This window comes from Streptomyces sp. NPDC020597 (assembly GCF_044335095.1).
Taxonomy (GTDB): Bacteria; Actinomycetota; Actinomycetes; order Streptomycetales; family Streptomycetaceae; genus Streptomyces.
In genome coordinates this window covers 40620-65042 of the sequence record NZ_JBIRUL010000038.1, presented here as the reverse complement: position 1 = coordinate 65042, position 24423 = coordinate 40620, and the positions used below count along the sequence as shown (strand labels likewise).

General features: G+C 71.5%; 35 protein-coding genes. 5 read left to right on the top strand and 30 right to left on the bottom strand.

All coding sequences use genetic code 11. The features are described 5' to 3' along the window. The first annotated feature begins 98 nt into the window (after positions 1–98). Both ACH4ZA_RS36450 and ACH4ZA_RS36445 read left to right on the top strand, forming a co-directional pair. Positions 99–257, top strand: a complete 159-nt coding sequence (locus ACH4ZA_RS36450; RefSeq protein WP_398433403.1) for a hypothetical protein — start codon at positions 99–101, stop codon at positions 255–257. A gap of 72 nt (positions 258–329) precedes the next feature. Further along, complete coding sequence (locus tag ACH4ZA_RS36445; protein WP_398433402.1) at positions 330–1256, top strand: DUF4238 domain-containing protein; 927 nt, start codon at positions 330–332, stop codon at positions 1254–1256. 34 nt (positions 1257–1290) lie between these two features. Here ACH4ZA_RS36445 and ACH4ZA_RS36440 read toward each other — a convergent pair whose 3' ends face one another. The 3 genes from ACH4ZA_RS36440 to ACH4ZA_RS36430 all read right to left on the bottom strand — a co-directional run bounded on the left by ACH4ZA_RS36440 (position 1291) and on the right by ACH4ZA_RS36430 (position 3310). Next, positions 1291–1521 (bottom strand): DUF6207 family protein, encoded by a 231-nt coding sequence (locus tag ACH4ZA_RS36440; RefSeq protein ID WP_398433401.1) that lies wholly within the window; start codon positions 1519–1521, stop codon positions 1291–1293. Between the two features lie 74 nt (positions 1522–1595). Continuing rightward, on the bottom strand, positions 1596–1868 hold the full coding sequence (locus ACH4ZA_RS36435) for a hypothetical protein (protein ID WP_060886185.1): 273 nt from the start codon (positions 1866–1868) through the stop codon (positions 1596–1598). Between the two features lie 74 nt (positions 1869–1942). Further along, the gene (locus tag ACH4ZA_RS36430) at positions 1943–3310 is read right to left on the bottom strand and encodes a replication-relaxation family protein (RefSeq protein ID WP_398433400.1); all 1368 of its coding nucleotides are present in this window, start codon (positions 3308–3310) and stop codon (positions 1943–1945) included. An 829-nt stretch (positions 3311–4139) separates the two neighbouring features. Here ACH4ZA_RS36430 and ACH4ZA_RS36425 point away from each other — a divergent pair. Continuing rightward, positions 4140–4574: a hypothetical protein gene (locus tag ACH4ZA_RS36425; protein ID WP_398433399.1), complete on the top strand. Its 435-nt coding sequence runs from the start codon at positions 4140–4142 to the stop codon at positions 4572–4574. Positions 4575–5015: 441 nt separating this feature from the next. Here the strand turns inward: ACH4ZA_RS36425 and mobF are convergent, their stop codons facing one another. Further along, on the bottom strand, positions 5016–6986 hold the full coding sequence (gene mobF, locus ACH4ZA_RS36420) for a MobF family relaxase (RefSeq protein WP_398433398.1): 1971 nt from the start codon (positions 6984–6986) through the stop codon (positions 5016–5018). A 293-nt stretch (positions 6987–7279) separates the two neighbouring features. Between mobF and ACH4ZA_RS36415 the strand changes: the two genes are divergently transcribed. Continuing rightward, positions 7280–7621, top strand: a complete 342-nt coding sequence (locus ACH4ZA_RS36415; protein ID WP_398433397.1) for a hypothetical protein — start codon at positions 7280–7282, stop codon at positions 7619–7621. Between the two features lie 29 nt (positions 7622–7650). Next, a complete protein-coding gene (locus ACH4ZA_RS36410; protein ID WP_381326948.1) occupies positions 7651–7872 on the top strand; it encodes a hypothetical protein in 222 nt (73 codons plus the stop codon). A gap of 96 nt (positions 7873–7968) precedes the next feature. Here ACH4ZA_RS36410 and ACH4ZA_RS36405 read toward each other — a convergent pair whose 3' ends face one another. From ACH4ZA_RS36405 to ACH4ZA_RS36280, 26 genes are all read right to left on the bottom strand, one after another. Next, entirely contained in the window at positions 7969–9075 is a 1107-nt protein-coding gene (locus ACH4ZA_RS36405) for a ParB/RepB/Spo0J family partition protein (protein ID WP_398433396.1), read from the bottom strand. Next, the gene (locus ACH4ZA_RS36400) at positions 9075–9809 is read right to left on the bottom strand and encodes a ParA family protein (protein WP_381326950.1); all 735 of its coding nucleotides are present in this window, start codon (positions 9807–9809) and stop codon (positions 9075–9077) included. The genes ACH4ZA_RS36405 and ACH4ZA_RS36400 overlap by 1 nt, the downstream gene beginning before the upstream one ends. Positions 9810–10075: 266 nt before the next feature. Then, positions 10076–10525, bottom strand: coding sequence for a hypothetical protein (locus ACH4ZA_RS36395; protein ID WP_398433395.1), 450 nt, complete (start codon positions 10523–10525; stop codon positions 10076–10078). Between the two features lie 2 nt (positions 10526–10527). Beyond that, entirely contained in the window at positions 10528–11346 is an 819-nt protein-coding gene (locus ACH4ZA_RS36390; protein WP_398433394.1) for a hypothetical protein, read from the bottom strand. A gap of 87 nt (positions 11347–11433) precedes the next feature. After that, positions 11434–11676, bottom strand: coding sequence for a hypothetical protein (locus ACH4ZA_RS36385; RefSeq protein WP_398433393.1), 243 nt, complete (start codon positions 11674–11676; stop codon positions 11434–11436). Positions 11677–11713: 37 nt separating this feature from the next. After that, the gene (locus ACH4ZA_RS36380; protein WP_398433392.1) at positions 11714–11890 is read right to left on the bottom strand and encodes a hypothetical protein; all 177 of its coding nucleotides are present in this window, start codon (positions 11888–11890) and stop codon (positions 11714–11716) included. 22 nt (positions 11891–11912) lie between these two features. After that, entirely contained in the window at positions 11913–13031 is a 1119-nt protein-coding gene (dnaN, locus tag ACH4ZA_RS36375; RefSeq protein ID WP_398433391.1) for a DNA polymerase III subunit beta, read from the bottom strand. Next, positions 13028–13501, bottom strand: coding sequence for a hypothetical protein (locus ACH4ZA_RS36370; RefSeq protein WP_398433390.1), 474 nt, complete (start codon positions 13499–13501; stop codon positions 13028–13030). Before ACH4ZA_RS36370 ends, dnaN begins: the two co-directional genes overlap by 4 nt. A gap of 11 nt (positions 13502–13512) precedes the next feature. Beyond that, positions 13513–14064 carry a hypothetical protein gene (locus ACH4ZA_RS36365; RefSeq protein WP_383393084.1) on the bottom strand — a complete coding sequence of 184 codons (552 nt, stop codon included), beginning with the start codon at positions 14062–14064 and terminating at the stop codon, positions 13513–13515. A 3-nt stretch (positions 14065–14067) separates the two neighbouring features. Then, a complete protein-coding gene (locus ACH4ZA_RS36360) occupies positions 14068–14937 on the bottom strand; it encodes a histone-like nucleoid-structuring protein Lsr2 (RefSeq protein ID WP_398433389.1) in 870 nt (289 codons plus the stop codon). A 9-nt stretch (positions 14938–14946) separates the two neighbouring features. Further along, positions 14947–15480: a WhiB family transcriptional regulator gene (locus tag ACH4ZA_RS36355; RefSeq protein WP_398433388.1), complete on the bottom strand. Its 534-nt coding sequence runs from the start codon at positions 15478–15480 to the stop codon at positions 14947–14949. Then, positions 15477–15938, bottom strand: coding sequence for a hypothetical protein (locus tag ACH4ZA_RS36350; protein WP_398190346.1), 462 nt, complete (start codon positions 15936–15938; stop codon positions 15477–15479). The genes ACH4ZA_RS36355 and ACH4ZA_RS36350 overlap by 4 nt, the downstream gene beginning before the upstream one ends. Further along, a complete protein-coding gene (locus tag ACH4ZA_RS36345) occupies positions 15935–16615 on the bottom strand; it encodes a GGDEF domain-containing protein (protein ID WP_398433387.1) in 681 nt (226 codons plus the stop codon). The genes ACH4ZA_RS36350 and ACH4ZA_RS36345 overlap by 4 nt, the downstream gene beginning before the upstream one ends. Positions 16616–16704: 89 nt before the next feature. Further along, complete coding sequence (locus tag ACH4ZA_RS36340; protein ID WP_398433386.1) at positions 16705–16998, bottom strand: hypothetical protein; 294 nt, start codon at positions 16996–16998, stop codon at positions 16705–16707. Between the two features lie 110 nt (positions 16999–17108). Then, the gene (locus tag ACH4ZA_RS36335; protein ID WP_398433385.1) at positions 17109–17525 is read right to left on the bottom strand and encodes an NUDIX domain-containing protein; all 417 of its coding nucleotides are present in this window, start codon (positions 17523–17525) and stop codon (positions 17109–17111) included. Between the two features lie 14 nt (positions 17526–17539). Further along, on the bottom strand, positions 17540–18337 hold the full coding sequence (locus ACH4ZA_RS36330) for a hypothetical protein (protein ID WP_398433384.1): 798 nt from the start codon (positions 18335–18337) through the stop codon (positions 17540–17542). Between the two features lie 44 nt (positions 18338–18381). Continuing rightward, entirely contained in the window at positions 18382–18954 is a 573-nt protein-coding gene (locus tag ACH4ZA_RS36325; protein WP_398433383.1) for a hypothetical protein, read from the bottom strand. A gap of 84 nt (positions 18955–19038) precedes the next feature. Then, complete coding sequence (locus tag ACH4ZA_RS36320; RefSeq protein ID WP_383393103.1) at positions 19039–19680, bottom strand: hypothetical protein; 642 nt, start codon at positions 19678–19680, stop codon at positions 19039–19041. 89 nt (positions 19681–19769) lie between these two features. Beyond that, on the bottom strand, positions 19770–20474 hold the full coding sequence (locus tag ACH4ZA_RS36315; protein WP_398433382.1) for a hypothetical protein: 705 nt from the start codon (positions 20472–20474) through the stop codon (positions 19770–19772). Positions 20475–20574: 100 nt separating this feature from the next. Continuing rightward, positions 20575–20958 carry a hypothetical protein gene (locus tag ACH4ZA_RS36310; RefSeq protein WP_389775727.1) on the bottom strand — a complete coding sequence of 128 codons (384 nt, stop codon included), beginning with the start codon at positions 20956–20958 and terminating at the stop codon, positions 20575–20577. After that, the gene (locus ACH4ZA_RS36305) at positions 20934–21647 is read right to left on the bottom strand and encodes a hypothetical protein (RefSeq protein ID WP_398433381.1); all 714 of its coding nucleotides are present in this window, start codon (positions 21645–21647) and stop codon (positions 20934–20936) included. Before ACH4ZA_RS36305 ends, ACH4ZA_RS36310 begins: the two co-directional genes overlap by 25 nt. Positions 21648–21746: 99 nt before the next feature. After that, positions 21747–22235: a Pycsar system effector family protein gene (locus tag ACH4ZA_RS36300; RefSeq protein ID WP_398433380.1), complete on the bottom strand. Its 489-nt coding sequence runs from the start codon at positions 22233–22235 to the stop codon at positions 21747–21749. A gap of 85 nt (positions 22236–22320) precedes the next feature. Further along, positions 22321–22929, bottom strand: a complete 609-nt coding sequence (locus ACH4ZA_RS36295) for a hypothetical protein (protein WP_398433379.1) — start codon at positions 22927–22929, stop codon at positions 22321–22323. 117 nt (positions 22930–23046) lie between these two features. After that, entirely contained in the window at positions 23047–23541 is a 495-nt protein-coding gene (locus tag ACH4ZA_RS36290; RefSeq protein ID WP_398433378.1) for an RRQRL motif-containing zinc-binding protein, read from the bottom strand. Next, entirely contained in the window at positions 23525–24031 is a 507-nt protein-coding gene (locus ACH4ZA_RS36285; protein ID WP_398433377.1) for a hypothetical protein, read from the bottom strand. Before ACH4ZA_RS36285 ends, ACH4ZA_RS36290 begins: the two co-directional genes overlap by 17 nt. 225 nt (positions 24032–24256) lie before the next feature. Then, on the bottom strand, positions 24257–24421 hold the full coding sequence (locus ACH4ZA_RS36280) for a hypothetical protein (protein ID WP_158973288.1): 165 nt from the start codon (positions 24419–24421) through the stop codon (positions 24257–24259). Positions 24422–24423 lie beyond the last annotated feature (2 nt).

Sequence of the window (24423 nt, the reverse complement as noted above, 5' to 3'; positions counted from 1 at the left end):
GCGGTCCGGGAGCAACGGCTCGATCCGCGCCCACTGCGCGTCAGTCAACGGCACACCCGGACCAACGACCGACAGATCCAAACGAAACTGCCTAGCCCATGTCGGCGTCGACCGTCGGCCCGCACCTGGTCCCCCAGGCCGGGCGGGCGTCCACGAAGGCCGGCGACACCTACACCCCCGCCGCCGGTGACGTGGTGGTGGAGGTCGTGGCGGGCACGACCCGGCACTCGGTCGTCACCGTGGTCCGGCTGCACTGACCGGTGACCCTGCGGATCGGCAGCCGGGAAACTCTGAGCGGGTGGCGAGGGGCACTTGGCAGAATCCGGCGTGTGGGAACAGCACAGCAGACATCGCGGCAGCACCTCATATCCCAGGTCCTGCTCACAGAGTTCACGGCGCCCGAGCCGAAGGACGGCAGCCTGCAGCTGCTCCCGTTCGACCTGCACAACCCCGGACGCGTGCACAAGCGGATGCCCACCAGCCGATGCGGCTGGGTCAAGGACTTCGTCGCCGTCGACTCCCCATCCGTTGAGGCACTGTGGGGCGACGTGGAGAGGCGCGTGCCTCCAGCGCTCGCCGCCGTGCACGCCGGCACTCCGTTCGCCGACCCTCTTCACGTGGACGTGCTGCGCGACCTGGTCGTGCTCCACTACGTCCGGTCGCTCCACTACCGCGACGTGCACACCGACTCGGTCGAGCGGGCCCGAACACGCCTGCTCGCCAAGGTGCTCACCCAGTATCCGGAGCAGCTGCGCCTCGAGGCACTGCGCGAGACGGGCCTGTATCTGTCCGGCCCGGCTGCCCTGGGCGCCTTCGCCGAACGCCTCATCGAACGGTCCACGGTTATGCGCGACCGCGAGAGCGGCAAGCTCTTCCGCACCAGCATCGAGGACACCTTCCACAAAATGCGGGACTTGGCGTCGACACGGCGGCTGGAGGTGATCACGCCCGAGACGGGCCAGTTCCTGATCGGCGACAACCCGGCCCTGACCCTGTCCGTGAAGGAAAGCCGCACCATATACGGCATGGCGTTCGGTGACGCTCAGACTCTCATCCTTCCCATCGGCCCGAAGCACCTGCTGTCCCTGGGCCCCGAGGACGTCACGCTCACCGTCCCCCGGTCCTTCGTCGACCGCCTCAACGCCGTGCAGATCCACGCCGCCGACCGCTACGTGTACCTGCACCCCGAGAGCGGCCTGGAACCGTTCGTGGAACGCGCCGCACAGCGACGGCTGGCCGGGGACCGCACCACCTGACAGGCGATCGTCACCGCTGTACCTCTGAGACGACCTACGGCATGTCCGCCTGCGTATCCGAGCCGACCGGCTGCCTCAAGTCCAGGTAGCAGCGCAGCCGTACGCCGGCCTCCCCCGCGTCCCGCGTCGTGTGCTGTGCGGGCGATGTCGCCCACCGATCGGCGAGCAGCTGCTGGAAGGCCAGGGCGGTGGCGTCGTCGGCGGCCGCGACGTCGACGACGACCAGGCCCGGCTCGCTCACGTGTGCCTCGTTGATCGGGTTCATGTACGGCACTACGCCCGGGCGCCGGGGGAGAGTTCCGCCGCTGTGGTGTCTTCACCCGACCGAGTGGCGGGCCGTCAGGGGCTGTCGCCGCCCCAGTCCCAGCGGGCCGGGTCGCCGGGGCGCGGGTCGTACAGCGCCCGGCCGCCGGGGCCGAACTGCCCGAGCTCGGTGAGGAGGGAGACACCGTCGTCGATCTCCTCCGGCCTCCAGCCGGTGATGTCGAGCAGCAGTCCGTCCAAGGGTCCGCCCACCAGTTCGGCATAGCTGCGTCCCGGCTTCGGGCCCGGGTGATCGTGGTCGGCTCCGTAGATCCGGCCGCGCAGCAGCTGCTCATCGTCGCTGTCCATGCCCTTCAGCCTCGCAGTCGCCACCGACAACGGGGGCTTGCCCAGGTGGTCCTGGGCAAGCCCGCGCTGCCGGGTCAGCTGCGCCAGCGTCCGAGCCAGCCGCCGGCCTTCGAGTCCTGCGCCGCTTCCGCCTCCCGGCGCTCCTGCTCCTGGCGCTCACGTTCGGCCTGTTCCGCCTGCCGCTCCGCCTCGAGCACGCGCGCCTTGCAGTCGTCGCACAGATGCGGGTGGCTGTCCCCGCGGCCCCAGTCAACCGCGATGCTGGCCTTCCACCGGGTGTCGGTGAACTTGGTCCCGCAGTCGGTGCACACCGGGCGCTGAGCCTCGCGTTCGGCGGCTTCCTGAGCGAGACGGCGCCGCCCCTCTTCGGCACGGCGGGCGACGCCGGCATCCCGACGGGGGTTGCCGATCGCATCCCAGAGGTTCTGGTCGACGTCGCGGCCGAAGCGCCGGAACGCGGGACCGGCCGGGCCGTGCTCGCGCAGCAGCTCCAGCGTGGTCGCCACGATCGGCATCTTCCCGTTGTAGATGCGGAAGCCGCCTTCGGCCCACTGGCCCTGCCAGTGCTCGCGGGTGAGTTCGGCGACCCGCTCCATCTGCGTCCGCGCGGTCCGCTTGCCGACCTGGTGGAAGACGAGCAGGACCGGCGGGTGCGTCGCGTCACCCCACTGAGGAGCAGGAACGGACCAGCGGGTGCGCCACATCGGCTTGTCCTTGCCGTCGGTGTCCTTCACCTTCCGGTGGAAGTGGCGCATGTACTTGTCGAACTTGGCCGCGATGATCGGGGCTTCCTCGGTGCAGTTGTCGGCCTCGATGAACAACAGCGGCAGCCCCACCTCCGGAGCGGTGAGGACGATGTCGGCCCACGCACAGCCCACGCCGGGATTCCTCCAGGTGCCGGTCGCCGGGAGGGCGACCTCGGTGGCGTAGGAGGTGATGCTGCCGATCCCGTCGGGCGCGTCGACCCAGGCCCGGGCGGCCGCGACGGCTTCGGCCGGCTCACCGGCCACCAGATCCAGGTCGGGCTTCGGTCGGATCATCGCGATGACCGTCTCGTTGACCGTCATCGCGTGCGAGGCACCCGAGCGGCCCGCGCTCTTGGGCATGCCGCCCATCTCCTCCGGCCCCCGGTCCAACTCGAGGCCGGCAGCGGCCAGCCCGTCCTTGGTAAGCAGCCGCACCTCCTCCCCGCCTCGGGTGCGGCCGCCGTCGACGGACAGGCCGTGCCGTCGCAGATCGTTGAGCGCGCCGCGATGGGAGGCAGTGCGCGCCTCCTTCCGCTTGGCCGCCGTCTCCTTGGTGGTGTGCCGGTACGTCAGGTGCGGTGAGGACAGGCGCTGTATCTGGTCCGCCGTCGCGGCCTTGAGCACCCCGAGCGCGCGCAGCGCATCGGCACGGTGCCCGGTCGACGATCCCGCCTCGTTCACCTTGCGCTTCGCCATCAGCCCCGCCCTCCCGTCGTCCGCGTCCGGCCACCGGCCGGGCGCCGGCCCCCGGCCGCAGAGGGCACCAGGCGCGCCCTGAACCCGATGATCGCCTCCACCACTGACACCCCACCCCCACCTATTTCCCAGGGCTTGGTCAGTGAGAGGAGGAGAGAAGAGGGTTGTGACGACGCGCTGGAGCTTGGAAAAGCCATGGTGGCCAGGGGAAATGCGGTCCGCGCTCGTGCCGGGCACGGAAGTGGGTACGGCAGTGGGATCGCAAGCGCCGGCGGCAGGAGACTCCGGCGGCTTGCCCGGCCGACCAGCCCTCCCGGCGCGGGGCGCGCGGCTCGCCGGTCGGCGGTCCGGTCAGGGTACGGCGGGCGCCTGTGTTGGGCCATCATCGGCGGTCTCTCCCTTGCGTCGTGGCGTCCTCCACCAGCCCTGTGACGGCCGGTGGCACACCCGCGCGAGGCAGAGCCGCCCCGATGGCTCGGTGGCCGCTGCATGCCCCTCCTGCGGGCGCGTGGCGGCCATCGTGAGCGCCCACCCCTTGTCCGCGACCTGACGGCGGCCGGTAGCAAAGTCCGTCAAGGAGAAACGTGCGCTCCTGGCGGCCCGCGCCGCATCGGACAAGGGGTCCGTGGTCAGGCCGACCACGACTCGACAAGGGGTCACGGTCGGCCCGACCACACTCGACAAGGGGGCCCGCTTCGACACTTGACGCACCATTTCGCACCGGTTTGGAGAGGGGGTGAGATCTCCGGCCTTTATCCACAGGGGCCCGGCGTGAGCATTCGGGTCAGTCGCCGTGATCGGCACGGCGACCGTACGTCAGGAGCTGCTCATGTCCCCGATCGTTCCCTCACTGCCCCCGCACCTGGTCCAGCTCGGCTTCGACTACGTCCTGGCCGTGGCGACCAGCGACGACGCCACGGCGGCGCGGCTCGCCCCCGAGGTTGAGCAGCTCCCGGGGCTGCTGCCGGCCATCGCAGAACTCATCGTCTTCCCCGTGACCGCGCTGTCCGACGACACCGAGCCCTGCGCCGACTCCTTCGTCCTGGACGAGGTCGGCGTCATCTACCTGATGGCGATCAGCCAGTGGGCCACACACGCCCCCGCGGCTGCCGCGCCGGGGATCGCCCGCACCATCGCGCACTTCGTCGGCCAGGTCCTCGCCGACGCACCGAAGGACGTCGTCCCGGCTCTACGGGCGCTGCGCGATGAACAGGTGGCGCGGGCCTGCGCGGTGGTGGAGAACGTGGTGGCTCTGCACCACTGATCGCACCACCGCACCGGGTGGGTGCGCACTGGTGCGGTGGTGCGCACCAGTGCGCATCGCGTCCATCCGGTGCGCACCACGATGCGCACCACCGTCCATCCAGTGCGCATCCACTCGGTGGGTGGTGCGCACCGGTGCGGCCGGCGCGCGGGAGTGGTGCGCACCGGGTGGACAGCGGTGCGGTGGAGTGGGCGCGGGTGGAGGCGGTGGAGGCGGTGCGTTTCTCCTTGACCTGAGCTGAGGTCAAGGAGAAACGCACCGGGTGGATGCACGGCCCCACTCCCGTCGGTGTCGTCCACTTCCACCCGGTGGGCTCCACTCAGTGGAGTGGATGCCGAGCGCGGTGGCGTCCACTCCCAGGCGGTGGACTCCACTCGGTGCAGTGGAGGCGGGGCATCGTCGGTGCGCACCACCGCACCGGGTGCGCGCCATCGGGTGCGTTCAGTGGCCGACTTCCCGGCCGCGGTGCGGTCCGGGTTGCTGTGGGCGGTGCGCCTGCTGGTCGTCCTCGCGCACCGGGTGCGCCGTATCGGCGTCGTCGCGGCGCGCGTAACGGTTCATCGTGGTGCGTGCCCGGTCGGCCGCCGCGGTGAATGCCTCCCCGAGATGGCGCAGGCGTTCGGCGGTGAGATCGAGGGCTTCCACGTCCGTGCGGGAATCCCGCAGAGCCCGCAGCGCCGTCAGGTCCATCGCCTCGCGGCGGCCGGGCTCCTGCTCCTGGTCGTCGTGCTCGGGGTCGGCCGGCTGGGGCGCGAGCAGCTGCTCGGGCATCGCCGCCTGCTGGTGAGCGACGACGTCGTACGCCCGGCCCCGCACGGCGGTGGCGGTGGCGGTGCGCAGCTTCTCCCGCACCACCGCGCCGGCGAGGACGGCGCGCTCGTACTGCAGCGGGATGCGGGGGATCTCCCACTCCCCCGCATCCCGGCCCGGGGACCGGTGTTCGGCCGGCTCGCCGGGGTCGGCCGGTGGCTGCCGGTCCGGGTCGGGCGCGGGAGTGGGTGGGCGGCGTCGGGCGGGGAGGTCGGACAGGGACCACCGGGCGGTGTAGAGGCGGTAGCCGGCCTCCAGACCGCGCACGGTCTTCGGCTCGCTGATGTCCAGGCAGTGGGTGGAGATGGCGGCGGCCACGATGTGGTCGTCCAGGCCGGGGTCACGGCGGCGGCCGCGCAGGACGAGGGCGAGGTGGCGGCGGGCTTCGGCGAGCAGGTGCCGGCGGTGGAAGCGGCCGCCTTCGTTCATCACGAACACGGTCGCGGCGACGTCGACGGCCGCCAACGCTATATCGACCACGGCGGCGACCCGGGCCCGGATCGCCACAGCCGCGGCGCGGGCGTACTTGAGGAGGGAGTTGATGATGCCGACGGCCACCTTGGAGGTGCGGATCGCGCTCTCCTTCCACTCCTTGCGCAGCTGCGCGAGCGGCCGGGTCTTGTGCTTGGGCGGGCGGGTCTTGCGGGCGGCCATCCCGTTCAGCTTGGCGCGGGCCCGCTCGGAGACCACGGGCAGGAACTTCAGCTCGCCGTCGTCGTCGACGGCGGTGACGTACTCGTGCTCCAGGTCCTCGAGGCAGGCGGCGATCTGGTCGCTGCGCCGGGAGGTCCAGCGGATCAGCTCGTGCGGCACCCCGGCAATCTCCATCACCGGCCGGCGCCCCGGGGTGACGGTGCGCGGCTCGGTCGCCAGCCCCAGCGCCTCGCAGACCTCAGCGGCCACGAGCTCGTTGTAGAGCGCGGATGCGGCCACGGTGTTCTCGTGCAGGGCCAGGGTGTGGATCGAGCCCCACTTCCCGTCCAGACGCTGCCCCTTCACGGACAGCAGCAGGTGGTCATGGAGCAGCGGCATGCCGGAGCGTGCCTCGTAGTGGCGGAAGCGCGCGGCGACCAGACCGCCGGGCGGCCGCACCCGGTAGATGCCGTCCTTGCCGTACCGGATCACGGCTACCTCGTCCTCGATCCACTCCAGCACCCGCTCGATCGCCCGCTCGTGCGCGGCCTCGATCACCAGACGGGTCTCCTCATCGCCCAGCGCCCACAACAGGTAGATCGTCGGCTGCGGCCGGAAGACGAAGTCGACGCCCGTGACCGTCACCCGGCGTCCGAGGGCGCCAGCCTTGAACGCCTTCTTCGGGGAGTCGCCCGCGGCGAGCCGCTCGGCCTCGATCCGGTCCGCGTCCGGGTGGCGGCCCCGCTCGCCGAACAGGTTCCGCAGCTGCGCCTCGGTGACCTCCTCCCCCGGCGCGAGTCCGAGCACGGCCAGGCCGCGGCCCATCCATCGCCCGACCGGGACCCCGGCCTGCTCCTGGGCGACGCGCAGCGGCGTGCGCGCCGGGCGGCGGCCATCACCGACAACGGTCTCGCGCAAGTAGTAGCGGTACATCTGACCGGCCCGGATGACCCTGATATCAACTGTCATACAGACCACGCCACACGGCTCTGACCTGCAAGAAAAGGCCGATCAGCGGCACGTCCCGCCAGGCGGGAGCAGCGGCCGAACTTTCTTCTCAGGCGCCCGTCAGGCGGGACGCGGCCCCAGACCGGAAGCGAATGTCATCGCTCTCCGGCAGCCCACACATCACGTCCCAGACGACACCAACACGCACCACTGAGCAGTACCGAGAACCAAGGACGCCACCACCAACGAGCACCGCCTACAGCAGCCCCCGGCACCCGCCGGGGGCTTCGTCGTGCTGCCCGGAGGAGACCACCGTGCCCACCTTCGAGACCCTCCCCCGCTTCACCGCCGACCTCCAGCACCTCACCCCCGCCCAGCGCCGGCGCTTCCGCCGTGTCGTCCTGGACGCGTTCGTGCCCGACCTGCGTCCCGGCCGCCAGTTCCGCCCCGGGTTACGGATCGAGGGAGTGCGCTGTGCCCCGGGCGTCTACGAACTCACCTGGGCTCCGGACGGGCGCGCGACGTGGTCTTACGGCCGGGAGGTAGTTGCCGGGGCCCGTCACATCGTGTGGCACCGGATCGGGACCCACAGCATCCTGGACCGGCCCCTGGCCGAAGGCCATCTTGCGGGCGCGGGCCGCCGGTTGGTTGGCTGATCGTTCCGATGACCAGGAGGGGACACAGCGTGGCAGCAACCGAGGCCGGGACCGAGTTGGAGCAACTGAAGTCGTTGATCTTCAGCACCGTGTCGGAGCTGTGGGAGGACAAGGAGGCGCTGGGCAAGTTCCTCAACGTCGTCCGGCGCAGCGAGACGTTCGCTCCGCTCGCCGACACGCTGGAGCAGTCCACGGTCCGGCCTGCGAAGCCCACGTTCTACGGCGTGAAGAGCAAGGAGTTCCAGGAGTAGCCGGGCGGGCGTGCGCGAACGCCGGAGGGCCGGTTTCCCAAGGTTGGGAAACCGGCCCTCGTGGTCGGCAGACCCGCGGCTCTCGCTGAGGCTGAGTCAACCGGCAGAAACGGCCTGTTCGTCTCTGTGCCGAATGAGCAGGTCCAGCATCTTGGTGAACTCGTCCGGCGGCATCTTGAGGATCAGGTACTGCGCCGCTTCCACTCCGTCCTTGTAGGGAAAGAGCTTGGGCTGTTGCTCCCTGCCACCAGTCGTCGTTTCGACAGGGTGGCTGGCCTGCTCGGGAACGGACGGCTGACCGGCCGCGTTGTCCGGCTGCTCATGCTCCGTGACTGCCGGTTCCACCTCGTCCGTGGTCAGGACTGGCTGGCCGTTCGCAGGCGACGCGTTCGACATGTCGCTCTCTGCCTGCTCTTCGTCCAAAACCGGGTTTTGAACCGTCCTCCGCTTCCGCGGGGGCTTGGGCTCAGCCGCCTTCCGCTTGATTTCGGCGACTCGCGCCCTTTGCTCTGCAGGATCCTCAGTCTGGCTGGCGAGCAGGCGGGCGTCCTTGAGTTTCAGCTCGCCGGTGTCGACCTGGTCCTGGATGTCGGGGGCGAGGTTCAGCAGGGACAGCCTCTGCGACACGTACACCTGTGTCTTGCCGATGCGTTCGGCGACCTTCTCCTGCGACCCGTGCTTGGCCACCATCCGCTTGAGGAACTCCGCTTCCCTGATGGGCGCGATGTTCTTGCGGTGGATGTTCTCGATGACGACCGCGTCGTCGATACGGCCGTCCTCGTCCCCGAGCTGGTCCTGGACGCGGATGTCGATACGGGTCCAGCCGAGTTGCCGGGCGGCGGCCAGGCGCCGGTTGCCGGTGACGACGACCCAGTCGGCCTTGCGGAACTGCGCTCGTTCCTTCGGCTTGAGCTGCTCCACCACGTTCGGCTTGGCCTGCTCGTACACGCTCCGTGAGACCACGGCGAGCGGCTGAAGCTGGCCGATCTCCTTCAGCGTGGCTTTCAGTTCCCGGAATTCGGGGTCGGCGTCGGTGTAGTCCTCGTCCGGCCGTGGGTTCTCCGGGTTGCTGACGATGGTGTGCATCAGCACGGTGGCTGGCGGTTCCTTGGGCCCGTTGTCAGCCGTTCCGGTGTCCCCAGCCGTGTCTGAGGTGCCCCCCGTGCCGAGTAGATCGGTCCAGGCCTTCTTCTTCGTCGCCATCAGCGGCCGCCCCTCTTCCCGGCACCGATCTCGACTGCGAGCTGGTAGAAGTCCTCGCGAGCCTCCATGGCCACCCGGTTCTTCTTGTACTGGGTGACGACGGTGCCTTCCAGAGCGGCGCGGGTGTGGACCTTGTAGTGCCTGATCACGGTGTTGGCGAGCTTCCACCCTTGGGCCCGGACGAAGTCCTTGGTCTGGTCAAGGTCGGCTTCGCCGTCGCGGGGGTCCCAGTTGTTGATGACGACCCAGTAGGGCAGCCCGAGCGGTTTGACGACTTCCTCGATGGTGTCGCGGGTGGGCATGAAGCCCAGCGGCTCGGGTTCGACGGGGACGATGATGTCGTCGGCGATGGCGAGGACGGCGCGCATGGCGTCGGCCGCAGCGCTGTTGCCGAAGGGGTCGCCAGCGTGCTGTTTCTCGTCCTCGGGCAGGTCCATCCATCCGGGGGTGTCGATGAACGCGTGCTTGACCTTGCGGGACTTCTTCAGCTCGGGGAAGAAGTCGAGGTCCGCGCGGGACTTGGTCTGGATGAAGGAGAACGGCAGGTTGTCGCCGACTCGTTCGGACCACCAGGTGGCAGAGCCCTGGGGGTCGGCGGAGACGGCGGCCACATAGTCGGGTTCGCCTTCAGGGGAGGCGCCAAGGACGTTGGCGGTGATGGCCGCAGTGTTGACGGTGAGAGTCGATTTACCGACCCCGCCCTTGCGGTTGATGAGCGCGGTGATCCGTGCCATGAGTGGTACTCCGTGGGTTCCGTGTGCTTCCCGGCCCGGAGGGTCGGTACTAGCGGACCGGGACAGCATGGCATGAGTCGCGCGTCGCTCCACAACACGCGTCAACCGGGCGCGTCAAAACCCGGTTTTGAGAACGCATCAGGTGCCGACATCTCCCTGTGCTTCAAAACCGGGTTTTGAAGCACAGGGACAAAAACGCAAAAAGGCCCTGCCCCCGCCCGGTGTGAACCGGTTGGGGGCAGGGCCTCTTTGTGGGGGTTCGCCGTCTATGCGGTGGGGTGGGACACGGCGAGCAGTTCGTGTCCGTATGCCTGCATCCATGCCTGGCACAGGTGGTGGTCGGGGTTGGCGGGGGCGGTGGGCCAGATCCGGCGCCAGGTCGGACGCCGGCCTTCCATGCCGACCTGATCGAGGCGGTCGTGGTCGTCTCCGCCTCCGGCGGGCCAGTGCTCCAGCACGACCAGGGTGCCGGGGAAGCGGGCGGTGAGCTCGTCCCAGATCTCCTCCGCGCTGTTCGTGGTGGAGGCTCCGAGGCCGGTCTCGGTGACGATCGCGACGTGGCCGTTCCTGGCGTTCCACACCCGCAGGTGGGCGATGCCCCCGCCGGCCGCGCACGCCGACCGGTACGGCCAGGCGCGTTCGTCGCAGACGAGGGCAGCCTTGGCGTCGTCGACCGGGGGCAGCGGAGGGAAGGACGGCGGTGTGGTCGGGGCCATGCTCACCCTTCCTTCGGGCCGTCGGCGGGCTGGCCGGCCAGGTGCGACAGTATCGGCTCGCTCATGGCGCTGTCGGGGAGTTGGTGGCCGACGGCGGCGTGGGTGAGGGGCCGGTACGCGTAGTCCCAGGGTCCGAGGATCAGCGTGCGGGGGCAGGGCATCGGCCGGGTGAGGATCTCGCCGGTGTCGGGGTGGACGAGGACCAACTCGACGACTTCGGAGCTCAGGTCCTGACGGGGTTCGAGGCGGGCGCGCTCGACTCCGTTGGGGACCTGGACGGCGACGTCGTCTCCCTCGGTGAAGGGGGCCGGGTCCCTGCGGGCGGTGAGCATCTTCTTGAAGGCGTCGACCACCGCCTTGTCGCCGGGGTGCAGTTGTCCGGGGCCGTGGCCGCATCGCTTCCACCGCGGCTGTCCCGGCGTCTGGTCCTTCACGACGCGGGGCAGGTGGGCGTGGAGGTGCCGGACGGTGACCGGGACGCCGTGCTCCAGGAGGCGCGGGGCGAGCAGTTCGACCAGTGCGCATGCACGGTGCTTCCCCCCGCCGCACCCGATCGCGATGCGGCGGGGTCCGGCGGGGAGCAGGGCGTAGGCGGTGAGGTTGTCGAGCAGCTCGGGGGCGCCGGGGGTGGCGAGGACGACGGCCTGGACGCGGGGGTGGCGGCCATCCAAGTCCAGGATGTCGCGGGCGGCGGCGGGGTCGCGCAGGCGCTCGCGTACGTCCTCGGTGCGGTCGGCGGTGGGCGGGATGGGCTGTCCGCCGAAGCCGGTCGGCTGGTGGAGGTATCCGAACGACGTCAGCTCGATCGGGGGTTGCTGCACGGGTTTCCCTTCACGGTGCCGGGAGGGCGCCGGGGCGGCCGGACTCGAGGTCGACGACCGCCCCGGGCGCTTGGGGGTGGGCGAGGGTCAGTCGGTGGCGGCGGCGAGGGCCTTGCGGTGTTCGTCACGGTGCGCGCTCTGGGCGGGTTCGGCGAGGACGCGCAGGCCGTGGGGCTCGCCGACGTCGCCGTGCTCGCTGCACACGACCTGGTAGTTCCTGCGGCCGGTGCAGCCGGAGTTGGGGTCGCGGGGCTTGCCCGAGGGCTTGATCGCGTGGGTGCAGACGGTGCCGTCGGGGTGGAGCGGATTGATGGAGACCTTGATGCGCACGGGTGGCCTTTCTGCGTGCGGAGGTGGATGGGTCGGGTCAGTGGTCGGTGGGGGTGTCGGTCACCACGAGGAAGGTGTCCGAGGGGAGGTGCATGACGACCTGGGCGGGCTGGCCCTGGGAGCGCTGCTGTGCGGCGTACTCCTCTGCGGGCCAGGAGCCGCGGGGGCCGCTGGCGGGGAAGCGCTCCAGAACGGTGCGCGGGGTGTCGGGCATCGGAGTGCCTCCGGTCCTGGGGTCAGCCGGTGAGACGGACCGGCATGAGGAGGTAGCGCAGTGCCTGGTCGTCGGTGCCGGCGCCGCGCATGACGGCGGGCTTGGTGGCAGACACGAACTGGAACTGGACGGACTCAGCGTTCAGGGCATTGAGGCCGTCGATGAGGTACGTGGGGTTGAAGGCGATGCTCAGTTCGCCGCCGTCGAGGTTGACGTCGACGTTGTCGACGGCTTGGGCGTCGTCGCTGGTGCCGCCCTCCAGGACGAGGGTGCCGTCTGCGGAGAACGTGAGCTTGATCGGGGATTCCTTCTTGGTGGAGACCAGGGCGACGCGCTGGGCGGCGGCCTTGAGGGCGGCGATCTCCACGGTGGCGGTGGCCGCGAACTCGGTGGGGAACAGCGACTCGTACTTGGGGAGCTCGCCCTCGAGGGCGCGGATGGTGGTGGTGTGGTTCTCGCTGCGCACGACGAACAGGCCCGAGCTGCCAGTGGGCAGGGCGAGGTCGACGGTCGTGTCGTCGGCGGTGGCCTTGGTGGCGTCGGTGAGGGCCTTGGCGGGGATCACGGCGGTGCAGTCGGGCAGGTCGGCGTCCTTCCACGCAAGGGTGCGGACGGCGAACCGGTAGCGGTCGGTGGAGTAGAGGGTGAGGGTGCCGGCCTTGCTGTCGTGGCGCAGGCCGATGCCGGTGAGGACGGGCAGGGCCTCGTCCTTGCTCACCGCGCACGCGACTTGGGCGACGGCTTCGGCGAGGGCGGGCCCGGCGAGGGTGCCGGCGGTGGCGCCCGGGTCGGGCAGGGCCGGGTACTCCTCGAGGGGCAGGGTCGGCAGGGTGAAGCGGGCAGCCCCGGCCTTGAGCAGCATGCGGGCGCCGGTGAGTTCGAGGTGCACGTCGCCGCGGACCGTGCCGATGATGTCCGACAGCAGCCGCCCGGAGATCAGGGCGCGGCCGTTCTCGGTGACGGTGGCGGAGCAGCTGGTGTCCGCGCTGACCTCATAGTCGAAGGCGCTGACGCGCAGCCGGTCGCCGGTGGCGTCCAGGAGGAGGCCGGCGAGGACGGGGATCGGCGGGCGGGCGGGGAGGCTGCGGGCGGCGTAGCCGACGGCGGCCGCGAGGTGGCCCTGTTCGACGGTGAGCTTCACGGGCGGGTCCCTTCGAGGGGTTCGGGGAGGTCCAGCAGGAGCTGTTCGGTAGCGGGGGCCGGGACGATGGCCAGGGCCTGCGGCCGGGTGGGCGGCATGACCGGGGTGGCGGCCGCGCCGACGTCGACGGCGAGCTGGCCGGCATCCGCGAGGGCCCGGGCGCGGGTCTGGGCGCGGGTGACGGCGTGGTGGCCAGCGTCGTAATGCAGGTGGCAGCCCTGGCACATCGCGCGCAGATTCGCGGGGTCCACGTTCTCGGGGGTGTGGTCGAGGTGGGCGGTGGTGAGGATGACGATGCTGCCGGTGCCGTACGCATCGCCTTCGTGGACGTTGGGGCAGCGGCCGGGGTGGGTGCCCCGGCCGCATTCGCCCTCGCACTCGCACCGCCACCCGGCCCGTTCCTTGATGGCCAGGCTGATCTCTGGCCAGTCGGGCGGGTAGCGGAGGATGTTCTCGGGCCGGATCGGCACGGCGTCTCCGGTCAGCCGTCGGCCGGGCGACGCTCGTAGTCGGCGATCAGGTCGCCGATCCGGTCCGCGTCGTCGGTCTCGCCGACCCAGGCGCCGGTGTGGGCCCACACGCTCGTGACCGCCACGTCTCCGTCGTGCCAGAGGAGATACGTGCCGTGGCGTTCGAACAGCCCGCAGTCGGCGACGTGGACGCTGATTCCGGTCCGCTGGTAGATGTCGCCGGCGTCGGCGGTGAGGAAGTCGAGCTCCCCGTCATCGACGCCTTCCGGTGACTGGGCGGGTGCCTCCCGCAGGAATTCGAGCGTGGTGACGTCCAGCCACATCGGCTCGTCCGGGGTGCGGGGCGCCCGGACGTAGCCGGTGACGCGCAGCAGGTCGCCGGGGACCAGGTCCTGCAGCACGGCGGCCGCGATGGCCGGGTCGGTCACCGTGCAGGGCATGACCATCTCGTCCGCGCGCTCGTCCGTCGGGCTGACGACGATCCTGAAGCGTGCTGTCGACCCGTGGCCGGGCACCCTCTCTTCGTCCAGGAAGCCGTCCAGGGCTATCGCGTCGGCTCCCATGGTTCAGCTCGCCTTCGCGGCCGGGGCCTGGTGGGCGGCGTCGTACGCGTCCAGGATCTTCTTCGCGACGATGCCCGCGTCCGCGACCTTGTGGCCGTTGGCGCGCGCCCAGGTGCGGATGTCGGCGAGCTCCTCCTTGGGGCGGCCGCTGCCCAGGCCCGACCGGATCGGGGTGGGCGCGGGCACCGCCACCGCCGTGGCGGTGGGGCTGGGCAGGGTGCCGGTCTTGATGGCCCGGAGCTCGTCCTGTGCCTTGTCCAGTTCGGCCTTGAGCGTGGCGACACGCTCTTCGGCCTTGCGCTGCGCGTCGTCGATGGTGTGCCGGGCGGTCAGTTCGGTCAGGTCGCTGCGGACCCGGGCGGCCTTGTTGCGGATGCTGGCTACCGGGTGCGCTTCGGCCCACGCGAGCAGCTGCTCCACGGAGTCGCCGGACACGGTGTCCGTGGCCGCCGGTTCGGCGGTGGCCGCCGCCCCCTTCTCCTCCGCTTCGAGCATCGCCTCGGTCTTCTCCTCCTGGGCGCTGACGAGGGCGGTGATCTCGTCCTCGGTCAGGCCGGTGGCCTCGGTGATCTCAGCGGTGGTGGCGTCGGCGTAGTACATGGACAGCGCGGTTGCCTCGAACGCGTTGGGGGTCTTCGAGGTCTGCGTCTGCGGCATGTCGGGGTCTCCTTCGGAGCTGGGGAGGAGGGGGAGCAGGGTGGTGAGGGTGTCGTCGTCGCCGGGCAGGCCAAGGACGTCCAGGAGGAGGACCAGGTCCTCCTTGCTGCCGGCGTTGCGGGCGGTGACCCGGGCCGCGGCTGCTTCCTGCTCGGTCGTGGTCGGGTCGATGGGCAGGCCCTCGGCTGCGAGGGCCTCCGTCCAGTCGGTGAACATCGCGGCCCCCTACGACGCGGCCTTGAGGCCGGCCATGAGCCGGGTGCGGTTGCGCTGCTGGAGCTCGGGGGTGACCAGCCGGTGGGTTGGCATCGGCCCGTTCACCTGGCGGTCCAGCCGGACGATGCGCGCCTGGTCCACGGTCAGCGGGGTGTGCCGGGCGGCGGCGGCCTGCTGACGGCGGGCCTGGTCCTGGCGGGCGAGGACGTCGATCCAGTCCGGCCCGAGCCGGTCGACCATGCGCTTGCGCAGGGCGGTGCGCTGGCCGGGGGTGGTGGCCGCCCAGATGCCGAACCGCGTGACCGGCTTGTTGACCAGGGCCCACCGCAGGCAGGAGTTGACGATGGGGCAGCGGGAACAGGCCTTGCGGGCCTGCTCCAGGCGCTTGTCCGTCGCCGCCCGGTCGGTGGTGCGGTCGCCGTTGGTGAAGTCGAACAGCGTCGGCTCCAGCTGGCAGCGGGTCGGGGTGGGGCTGTGGGGGAAGGGGAAGCGCGGGTCGGGGTCGGCGCCCGCGGTCGGGTGGGCGACGCCGGGACGGCTCATGAGGTGGCCTCCGGGAACAGCTCGTTCAGGTGGGGGAGTTGGAGGAGGACCTGCTCGAACACGGGCAGCGGGACGCGCCAGGGCCCGAGCGCCCCGGTGCAGGGCACGGGCAGCGGGAGGGCGTGGACGTCGTCCAGCTCGAGGTGGGAGCAGCCGGTCTGTGCCCACGGGCTGCACGGGTCGCCGTCGTCGGTGTGGGAGCCGGTGATCCGGGCGACACCGAGGACCGCGCTGTAGTGCAGCTCGTGGCCGCGGATCGTGCGGGCCACGAGCGGGTCGCGCAGAGCGGCCCGGTCCATGGTCTTGTGCGCACCGGCGTGCAGCAGGCGCCAGCCCGGCGCCCACGGCTTCGGCCGGTTCTCCACGCGCTTGTCGCCGTGGACGATGCACGCCGTCCAGGGCTGCTTGATGGTGATGCCGCGGATGAAGTCCGGGGCGTACAGGGTGGGGGCTTTCATGCTGCCGCCCCGAGGCTCGCGGTGCCCGGCCGTCCGTCGCGCCGGCCGTTGATGGACGGCACGGTGGCGTGGGAGCGATCGGCGAGCACGGCGCGGCCGGTGTGCTTGCCCGCGTACATCGCGGCGTCGGCGGCCCGCTGCAACTGCGCCAGGTCCGTCGTGCCGAGGACGTCGGGGGAGGCGGCGCCGATCGACGCAGCGACGTCGACCAGGTCGCCGCCGTCGATGTCCACGGGCTGCGCGAGCAGGGCGGTGAGCTGCGCGAGACGGAGCTCGCGGCGGGCGGCTCCGATCCGCACCGTGACGGCGAACTCGTCCCCTCCGAGCCTGCCGACCGCCCCGCGGCTGCCCGCCCAGGCGGTGAGGCGCTGCGCGGTGACGGCCAGGACGCGGTCGCCGGCGGCGTGCCCGCCGGGGCCGTCGTTGATCTCCTTGAAGTGGTCCAGGTCCACGATGACCACCAGGGAGTTGTCGCCGTAGCGGCCGGTGATCTGCCGGGCCTTGGCGGTGTAGCCGTCGCGTCCGAGCAGTCCGGTGAGCGGGTCGCGCCGCGCGGCAGCGAGCTTGCGGTGCAGGGTGACGGCGTGGACGGTCCAGCCGGTCAGCGGCACCGCGAGAGAGGTGATGATCAGGGCGCGTTGTCCGGACGAGCCGTGTACGCGCACGGTGGAGGCCATACTGGTGTCTCCCTCTCGTTTCGTACGGGATGGGTGGCCCGGGGCAGGCGGCTGGTTTGGACGCCTTTGACGCCTGTCCCGGGGCGGATTCAAAACGTGCGGCGTGTGCCGAGCAGGCCGTGGGGGTTCACCCACGGAGCGGCCGTCGCCTTGTTCCAGTCGAGGTCCCAGTCGGGCCGCAGCCCCCGGGCACCCCAACCGCTGACGAACTCGAACGGGATCTCCTGCCCGGCCTGGTGGAGCAGCAGCGCCTTGTCGTACGCGTCGTGCGCTGCCTCGCGGGCGGTGATGGGGCTGTCGGCCAGGCCGACGAAGACGTGGAGACGCCGCCCCTGGTCGTTGTTCTTGGTCGGGACGTCAACCTCCCAGTACGACTGAGGCATGCCCCTCCCCTCCTTCCGGTCCTGGTCCTGGTCGTGGCGGAACACCGCGACCGCCCCGACCAGGTGAGGCCGGGGCGGCACGGAGGAACGCCGCGTCCCTCGAGGAAGGTTCAGCCGGCCGTGGCCCGCGCCAGGATGTCGGCGTGGTCGAACGCGAGATCCGGGAGCGCGTTCAGGGGCCACCAGCGGGCGGCGGTGGCGTCGTCCCCGGCCGTCGGCCTGACCGGTACCGGCAGGGTGGCCGTGTAGGCGACGCTGACGTACCGGCCTCGGGGGTCGCGGCCGGGGTCGTCGAAGGCGCCCACCTGCCGGAGGTCATCGGCCGAGACGGTGATGCCGGTCTCCTCCTCCAGTTCGCGGGCCGCGGCCGCCAGGCTGGTCTCCCCCGTGTCCACGTGGCCGCCGGGCAGCGCCCAGCAGCCTTCGAACGGGTCCCAGCCCCGCTCGATCAGCAGGACGTGCCCGGCGGCGAGCAGGACGACGTCGGCGGTGTAGCGGATCGTCTCGTCAGTAGTGGCGGTGCTCATCTGGTGACTCCTGCTCAGGCCGGGACGGGGGCGGGGGTGTCGAGTGCGGCACCGAGCAGCAGGGCGCGGATCGACTGCTCGTACTCGCCGTTGCGGATGCGGTCGTGCATGAGCTGACCGGCGACCAGGCAGCGGGCCCGCAGCTGGATCAGGGCGACGGTGTGGGGGTCGGCGCCGGCGTCGGTGACGGCCTGGGCGGCGGCGTCCCCGGCGAGCCGGTTGGCCGTGGCGAGGCCGGCCGCGCGGCGGGAGGACTGCGCCCGCCAGTACGCCCACTGCGTCAGCGCGTGGGTGTCGTCCACCCGCTGCTCCCACGCCTGGTACGTCCGGCGCGTGCCCTCGGGGTCGGCGGCCCACTCGGTGGCCCACTGCCGGGCGAGGTCGGGCAGCTGCGCGAGGACGGCCAGGACCTGCTCGCCGCGGTGCCCGAACGCCTGCCACGCCCCGGTCTCCTCCACGACGCGGATCTGCTGGGACATCAGCCAGTACGGGTAGTAGCGGCCGCCCCAGTTGCCGGTCTCACCGAGCGGCTCCACGACGAACAGCCGGATCGGCCAGCCCTCCTCGATGCGCTCCAGGATCTCGCCGGGGCGCGTGTACATGTGGAAGTACGAGAACGGCTTGTCGGTGTACCACTGCTGGCCGGGGCTGGGGTGGTCGATGACCTGGCCGATGTGGTCGGCGAGGTTGACGGTCGGGATCGTCTCGCCCAGGCCGCTGTAGTAGCGGGCGAGGTGGTTGTCGGTGGGCGGGACGGTGCCGTCGGGCCGGGTCGCCATGTACTGAACGGGGGGCCGGGCGCTGCGTGCCATGAGTTCCTCCGTGGTCGGGAACGTGCTGGTGACGGGCGGGTTGGTCAGCGGCGCGGGTTCTTGTGGCCGCGCAGCTCGTCCACGCGGGTCGCAGTGTGCGCGAGGCCCTGGGCGAGGGTGGCGAGCCGTTGCGCGTCGTCGCCGACGGGCTGGGACCAGATGAGGCCAGCGGCGAAGTACGAGGCATTCGCGGCCAGTTCCCTGGCCTGCTCTGCCAGGCGCTCGCGCTGGGTCTGCAGCGGGTCGGCGAGGGGGGTGCGCTCGGGGAGGGGCAGTTCGATCAGCCGCTCCAGGATCACGGCCAGGGCGTCGGCGACGGCGGCCAGGTCGCCGTCGGCGAGCCAGGCGTGGATGTGCTCGTGGCCGGTCAGGTCGGGGGTGTACTTCGCGAACTGGCGGCGGTCGAAATCGCCAGAGGCGGCCCCGGCCGGGGACAGTTCGAAGATGATCCGGCCGTTCTTCCAGTCGGGGTAGCAGGTCAGGTCACGGTCGGCGGTCTCGCTGGTGAAGACAGCGGGCCACTCCGGCACGGTGGGCAGCGTCCAGTCGGTGCCGAGGATGTCGGCGAGGACGGCGGTGAGGCGGTCGGGGGCCGCCTTGGTGATGGTGCGGGGCAACGGATCCTCCTGGGAGCGGGCTGACCGGGCACCGCGCCGCCCCGACCGGTGTCGGGGCCGGGGCCGGGGCAGCACGGTGAAGGGTCAGGACCGTCCGGCGGCCGCGGCGGGCACCTGCCGTTGGGCTTCGGCCTCCTGGCGGCGGTGGTTGCGCACGACCTTGCCCATGATCTTCTGGGTGGCCTTCTCCGCTTCGTCCTCGCGCGCCACGAGCTCCTTGTAGAGCTTCTTGAGGGCGGCCTTGTTGAGCACGTGCGTGCCCATCTCGTGGCGGGCGAGGGCGATCTGCGCGTCGGGGCCGCCCTTGCGGCACAGCTGGTCGACTTCGACCATCGCGTAGACGAGCGTGGGGCCGACCTCCTGGCCCTTGCGGCGGCGCAGCCGCTGGGCGTTGAGGAAGATCCGGATCGAGTTCTGGGGACCGGCCACGGTGACGGCGTAGATGTCGCCGGGACGGGCGGTCAGGGACAGCACCTTGTCGCGCCACACCTCGTACTTGATGCCGGCGGCGACGCCCAACGACTGAGCGACCAGGCCGGAGAGCTTGTTGGTCTTGGTGACCACGAGTTCGACGGGGACGACCGGGCGGCGGCCGTAGTGCTCGCGGACCAGGCGCTGGGCGATGGGCGCGGCGGCCTCGATGTCGGCGGTGAGCTTCTTGGAGACGAACAGGCCGGAGCGCCGGATGGTCATCTGGTCCGGCTGCTTGTTCTTGAAGAACTGCACGTGGGTGTCCTTCCGGGGGCGGGCGGGCTGAGGGGCTACCGCACCGCCCCGGCCCGCACAGCGCGGGTCGGGGCGGAACGGGCAGTCCGTCAGTTCGCGTGCAGGCTGGCGGTGATGTCATCGAGCAGGACGTCGCGTTCGTCGCGGTCCTCGCTGGCGTCGGCGGCCGTGGCCGGTGTGGCCGGGAGGCCGGCGGCGCGGGCGGCGAGGTGGTGGCGGATCTGGTCGATGCTGGTGATGGTCACCGGCTCGTCACCGTCGCCGGTCAGCAGCGTGAAGCGGTGATCCCCGCCGTACTTGGCCTCGGTGCTGGCGTAGTGGAGCCAGACGCCGGGGGCCAGGTGGAAGGACGCCTCGCCGTTCTCGTAGCCGCGCCACCGGTTCTCGTCCCGCAGGAAGTTGTCGCCGCGGTCGATGTGGAACGCCGCGCTGGCGGCGCGGTGGGCGGCGTCGTCCTCGGTCGCGGCGACGACCTGAGCCAGGCCCTCGTCCAGGGTGTCCGGTGCGGCCGGGGCGGTGAAGCTGCTGGTCTGCGGCCGGTTGTGGCGGGCCTTGCTGATCAGGCGGCGCAGCGGGGTGAGGAACAGGTCCGCCATGCTGCTGATGGCGACGGCGGCGACGACCGCGACGGCTCCGGTGGCCGCGAGGCGCCAGTCGCCGGACCAGGTGTCGGGGTAGTAGGTGTAGCCCGCCCAGGCGCCGATGGCGCCGCCGATCACGACAGTCGCCATGTCCAGGCCTTCGGTGGCGGCGTCGGCGACGGTGATGGCGGCGCGGCGTACGGCTCGGTTCATGATTGGGGTGCTCCTTCTTCTGTCGGATTGCGCTCTGGTGGGAGGAGGGGTGTTGCTCCGGGGCGGCCGGGTCTGGAAGCCTGCGGCCGCCCCGGGCGTCTCAGCGGCCGTCCGTGTGGGCGGCGGCGGTGGTGCGGATCGTGTCGGCGAGCAGCACGGTCAGCTCGTGGCCGTGGTCGACGACGTCCTCCAGGCGCTCGATGAGCTCCGGGGCCAGGCCGTTGTTCCGGGCCCCGGCGAGCAGTCCCTCGAGGAAGAGGACGTCGGCCAGGACGCGGCCGCGGGCGTCGACGACGCCGGGCTGCACGGCGAGGACGTCGGTGTTCTTCGCGGTGGCCAGGGCGGTGTGGCTGGCGGCCGCGCGGTAGGCGGTCTCGGTCTGCTCGGTGAGCAGTTCGTCGACCTGGGTGGTGGTGCCGTAGGCGCGGCGCCAGCCGAAGCGTTCGGCGGCGATGTCCATCAGGGAGCGGCGGGCGAGGGGCACGGTGACCTCCAGGGGAGGGCCGGTCGCCTGGTCTCTGCTGACCGGGCGGACACCGCACGGCCCCGGCCGCCGACGCGCGGCGGGCGGGGGCGTACGGAGAGCGCCGGCCAGTCCTCCGGGAGGCGGCGTGCGTAGTAGGAGACGTAGTCGCTGTACTGGCTGCGCTCGATGCGCAAGATCTCCGGCTGGTCGACGGCCAGCTGCTGGAGCACGCCCACGATCCAGTCGTTGGTGCGCTGGAGCGTGAGGCGGATCAGGTCCAGGTCGGAGATCCACACCTGGACGTCTTCCTTGCGGCGGCGGACGCCGCGCACCCAGGCGTGCAGCTGCTCGCGCGCGGTGTCGTCGTCCGGGCGGGCGGGGAGGTCGCGGGGCAGCGCGCGGCAGGTCGTGGCGTGCTCGTTGGCCGTCTTCGCGGCGTCCGCGAGGCTGTAGCGCGTGTTGTAGCTGCGCCGCCCGTCCTGCGCGGAGGCGAAGTGGCAGCCCAGGCAGGCGACCGCGTAGTAGGTGCCGGTCTTCCCGTCGTCGGCGGTGTAGACGAGGACGACGGCGTGGGCCTGGTTGTAGTACCGCTGGACGACGTTGACGCCCTCGGGCTTCCAGGTCTCGCCGATCTCCGGCCACGGCGCGGGCTCGGGCGCCGGCGGTTCGACGGGGGCGGGGCGGCGGGCGAACAGGGTGAGGGCCACGGGGCTACTCCTTGTCGGTGTCGACTTGGTGGGTGCGCCGGGCGGCGGCGGTGGCCGCCACGGCGATGAGGACCAGGACGAGCGCGTACGGCCAGCTGCTCATCCGGCGGCCGCGAGGACGGCGGCGGCCAGGAGCAGGGCGAGCGCGGCGAGGATCGTGTCGACCGCGCGGGTCAGGCGTTCGAACTTGGCGACCGCGATGAGGGACAGCGACCTGACCCGGGTGGCGCGGGTGTCCGTGTGCATCGCGTTGAGCAGGTCGTCTTCGCTCAATTGCGCCCAGCGGGGAAAGCCTTCTTGGACGACGCGGCCCCGGCCTCCGAGGTTGGGGCGCACGACCAGGAGGAGCAGCACGGCGGCGGCCGCGAGCGCGAGGACGGCGAGTCCGCCGGCGACCTGGGCGGACAGCGGCAGGTCCTTGTCGGCGACGCTGGCGAGTCCGGCGAGGACCGCGCCGTCGAAGGCCAGCAGTAACGAGGCCTTCGAGTCGGTCCGCGCGATCTTCGCTTCGACGTCGTTGCACGCGTCGTCCAGGTTCTTGCTCAGGCCGTGCGCGGCCGGGAGCGCGATGTCGGGGGCGGCGGTCATGGGCGAGTTCCCTTCCGGCCGGGCTGTCCGGCTCCCCGTCACCACCCGGGCCGCCGTGGGGCGGTACGGGTGGCTCAGGCAGCCGTCAGGACCGGCGGGCGCACCCGGGCAGGACGATCACGGGGCGCAGGGACAGGCCGCGCAGCGCGAAGAGCGAGCCGATCGTCCAGGCCAGCACGGCGAGCGCGGCGGCGACGGTGCGGCCGGCGGCGGGTGAGGACGCCCACACCATGTACACGGTGGCCGCGCCGTGCGCGGTGTAGGTCAGGCGGGCGCCGACCGCGCCGGTGAACCAGGCCAGCACGAGGGAGACGGCGCCGACGCCCAGCCAGATGTTGACCGCGCTGGAGGCCGTCAGCGGAAGGCCGGTGGTGTGCGCGCTCAGGTAGGCGTGGACGGGGTCGGAGACGGTGGCGGTCCACTGGGTGAACCACGCCCAGTCCTGGTGGTGGTACCAGTCGATCGCCTTCGGGATGCCCCACTTGAGGATGAGGATCAGGGTTGCGGTGCCGAGGATCGCGCCGACGGCGAGGGCGCCGGGCGGGATGTCGTCGCGGGTCCGTATGGGCGCCGGCCTCGGCACGGTGGTGGTGTGGGCGGGGCTGCGGCGGGGCGGCTGGCGGTCGCTGTCGGCGATCGTCTCCATCGGCGGGACGGTGGGTTCGGGCTCGCGGGGCGCGGTGGGGTCAGTCACCGGGTCTTCTCCTTCGCGGTGGTCGACTGCGACACGGGCAGGGTTGTGCGGGGTCGAATGGCCGGGCTGTCCGGCTCCCCCTCACCACCCGGGCCGCCGTGGGGCGGGCCGGGTGGATCAGGCAGCCGTCAGCCACTGCGTGGCAGCGGAGACGTAGTCGGCTGGGTCGGCGGGGGTGCCGTCGTGGCACTCCAGGCAGCTGCCGAGGGTCTTGAGCGGGAGGCACCGGAAGTACCGTCGGCGGCACTTCGGGCAGGTCTGGCGTCGGGCCATGGCCTTGTCGAGCGCGGCTTCCTGAGCGAGCGTCGGCACGCGTTTGGGCTTGGCGAGCTCGAGGCTGTACAGCCACGCCATGCGCTTGCCGGTGCGCCAGACCATCTGGGCGACGGGCTCGTGGCCGCCGGGGCACAGGCCCATCGCGCGTAACTGGCGGCGGGTGGCTAACCCGGTTGCGGGGACGGGGCCCTCGCCCCGGGCGGCTTTGCGGATCTCTGCCGCGCCAGGCACCTTGAGGTAGCCGTAGGTGGGGAAGGTGTCGCCGTTGCCGTACAGGTCGATGTCCCGGACGACCGGCTCATCGGCCGGGGACTTGGGTTCAGCGGCGACGGCCACGGTTGTGTCCGCGGCCGGTGTGGACCTGGACGCGGGAGCGGCCCTTGGCGCTGACGTTGATGGTGTCGCCGCGTCCGGTGCCCGTGGTGGTGAACAGCTTCAGCAGGATCCAGCCGCCCAGGCCTGCGAGGCCGATGAGCCCGAGGGTGACGAGCGCGTTGACCAGCTCCACGATCGCGTGGATCAGGAAGAAGACGCCGACGCCGCCGATGCCGACGATGAAGGCCACCAGGGCGGCCTTGATCAGGAGCGGGGAGACGAGCGGCTGCGGGGCCGGGGCGGGCGGCGGCGTGTAGTAGGCCGTCTGCTGGCCGTACGGGCCGGGGACGACGACCACGCCGTCCAGGCCGGCGGTCGGCGGGTAGACGACCGTGCCCTGGGGGAGTGGGACGACGTGCTGGCCGTACGCGGGGGCGGGTGCCTGCCCGTACTGGGGCGGCAGTGGAGTCGGCAGGTATGTGGTCTGGGGCTGCTCGCCGTAGGACGGCATGATGGTGTCCTCCTCAGATGGGGAGCTCGGGCGGGTCATTTGGCGTGAGATCGCCCGGGGAGGCTCCGGCCTCTTCAGGGGCTCCGGGGTGGCTTCAACACCTCGGAGCCCTTGGAGCTGTCGGAACATCTGCGGACAGCAGGAGGCCCGTACCGGCGGTGTCGGTGCGGGCCTCCTGCTGTGCAGCCGATCGAGCCGAGCTGGCTTCAACAGCTCGGCTTGGGATCAGTCGGTCAGCGTGTGCCAGCGCGAGGCCATGACCTGGCCCCGCAGCAGGATCGTCGGCGGGTGGGTGGGGCCGTCCGCGAGCGGCAGCTCGATCGGTTCGTCCCGCTGCTCGGTGAAGTCGAACGTGAAGTCCACGGTGTCTTCCTCCGGTTCGTGGTTCATGC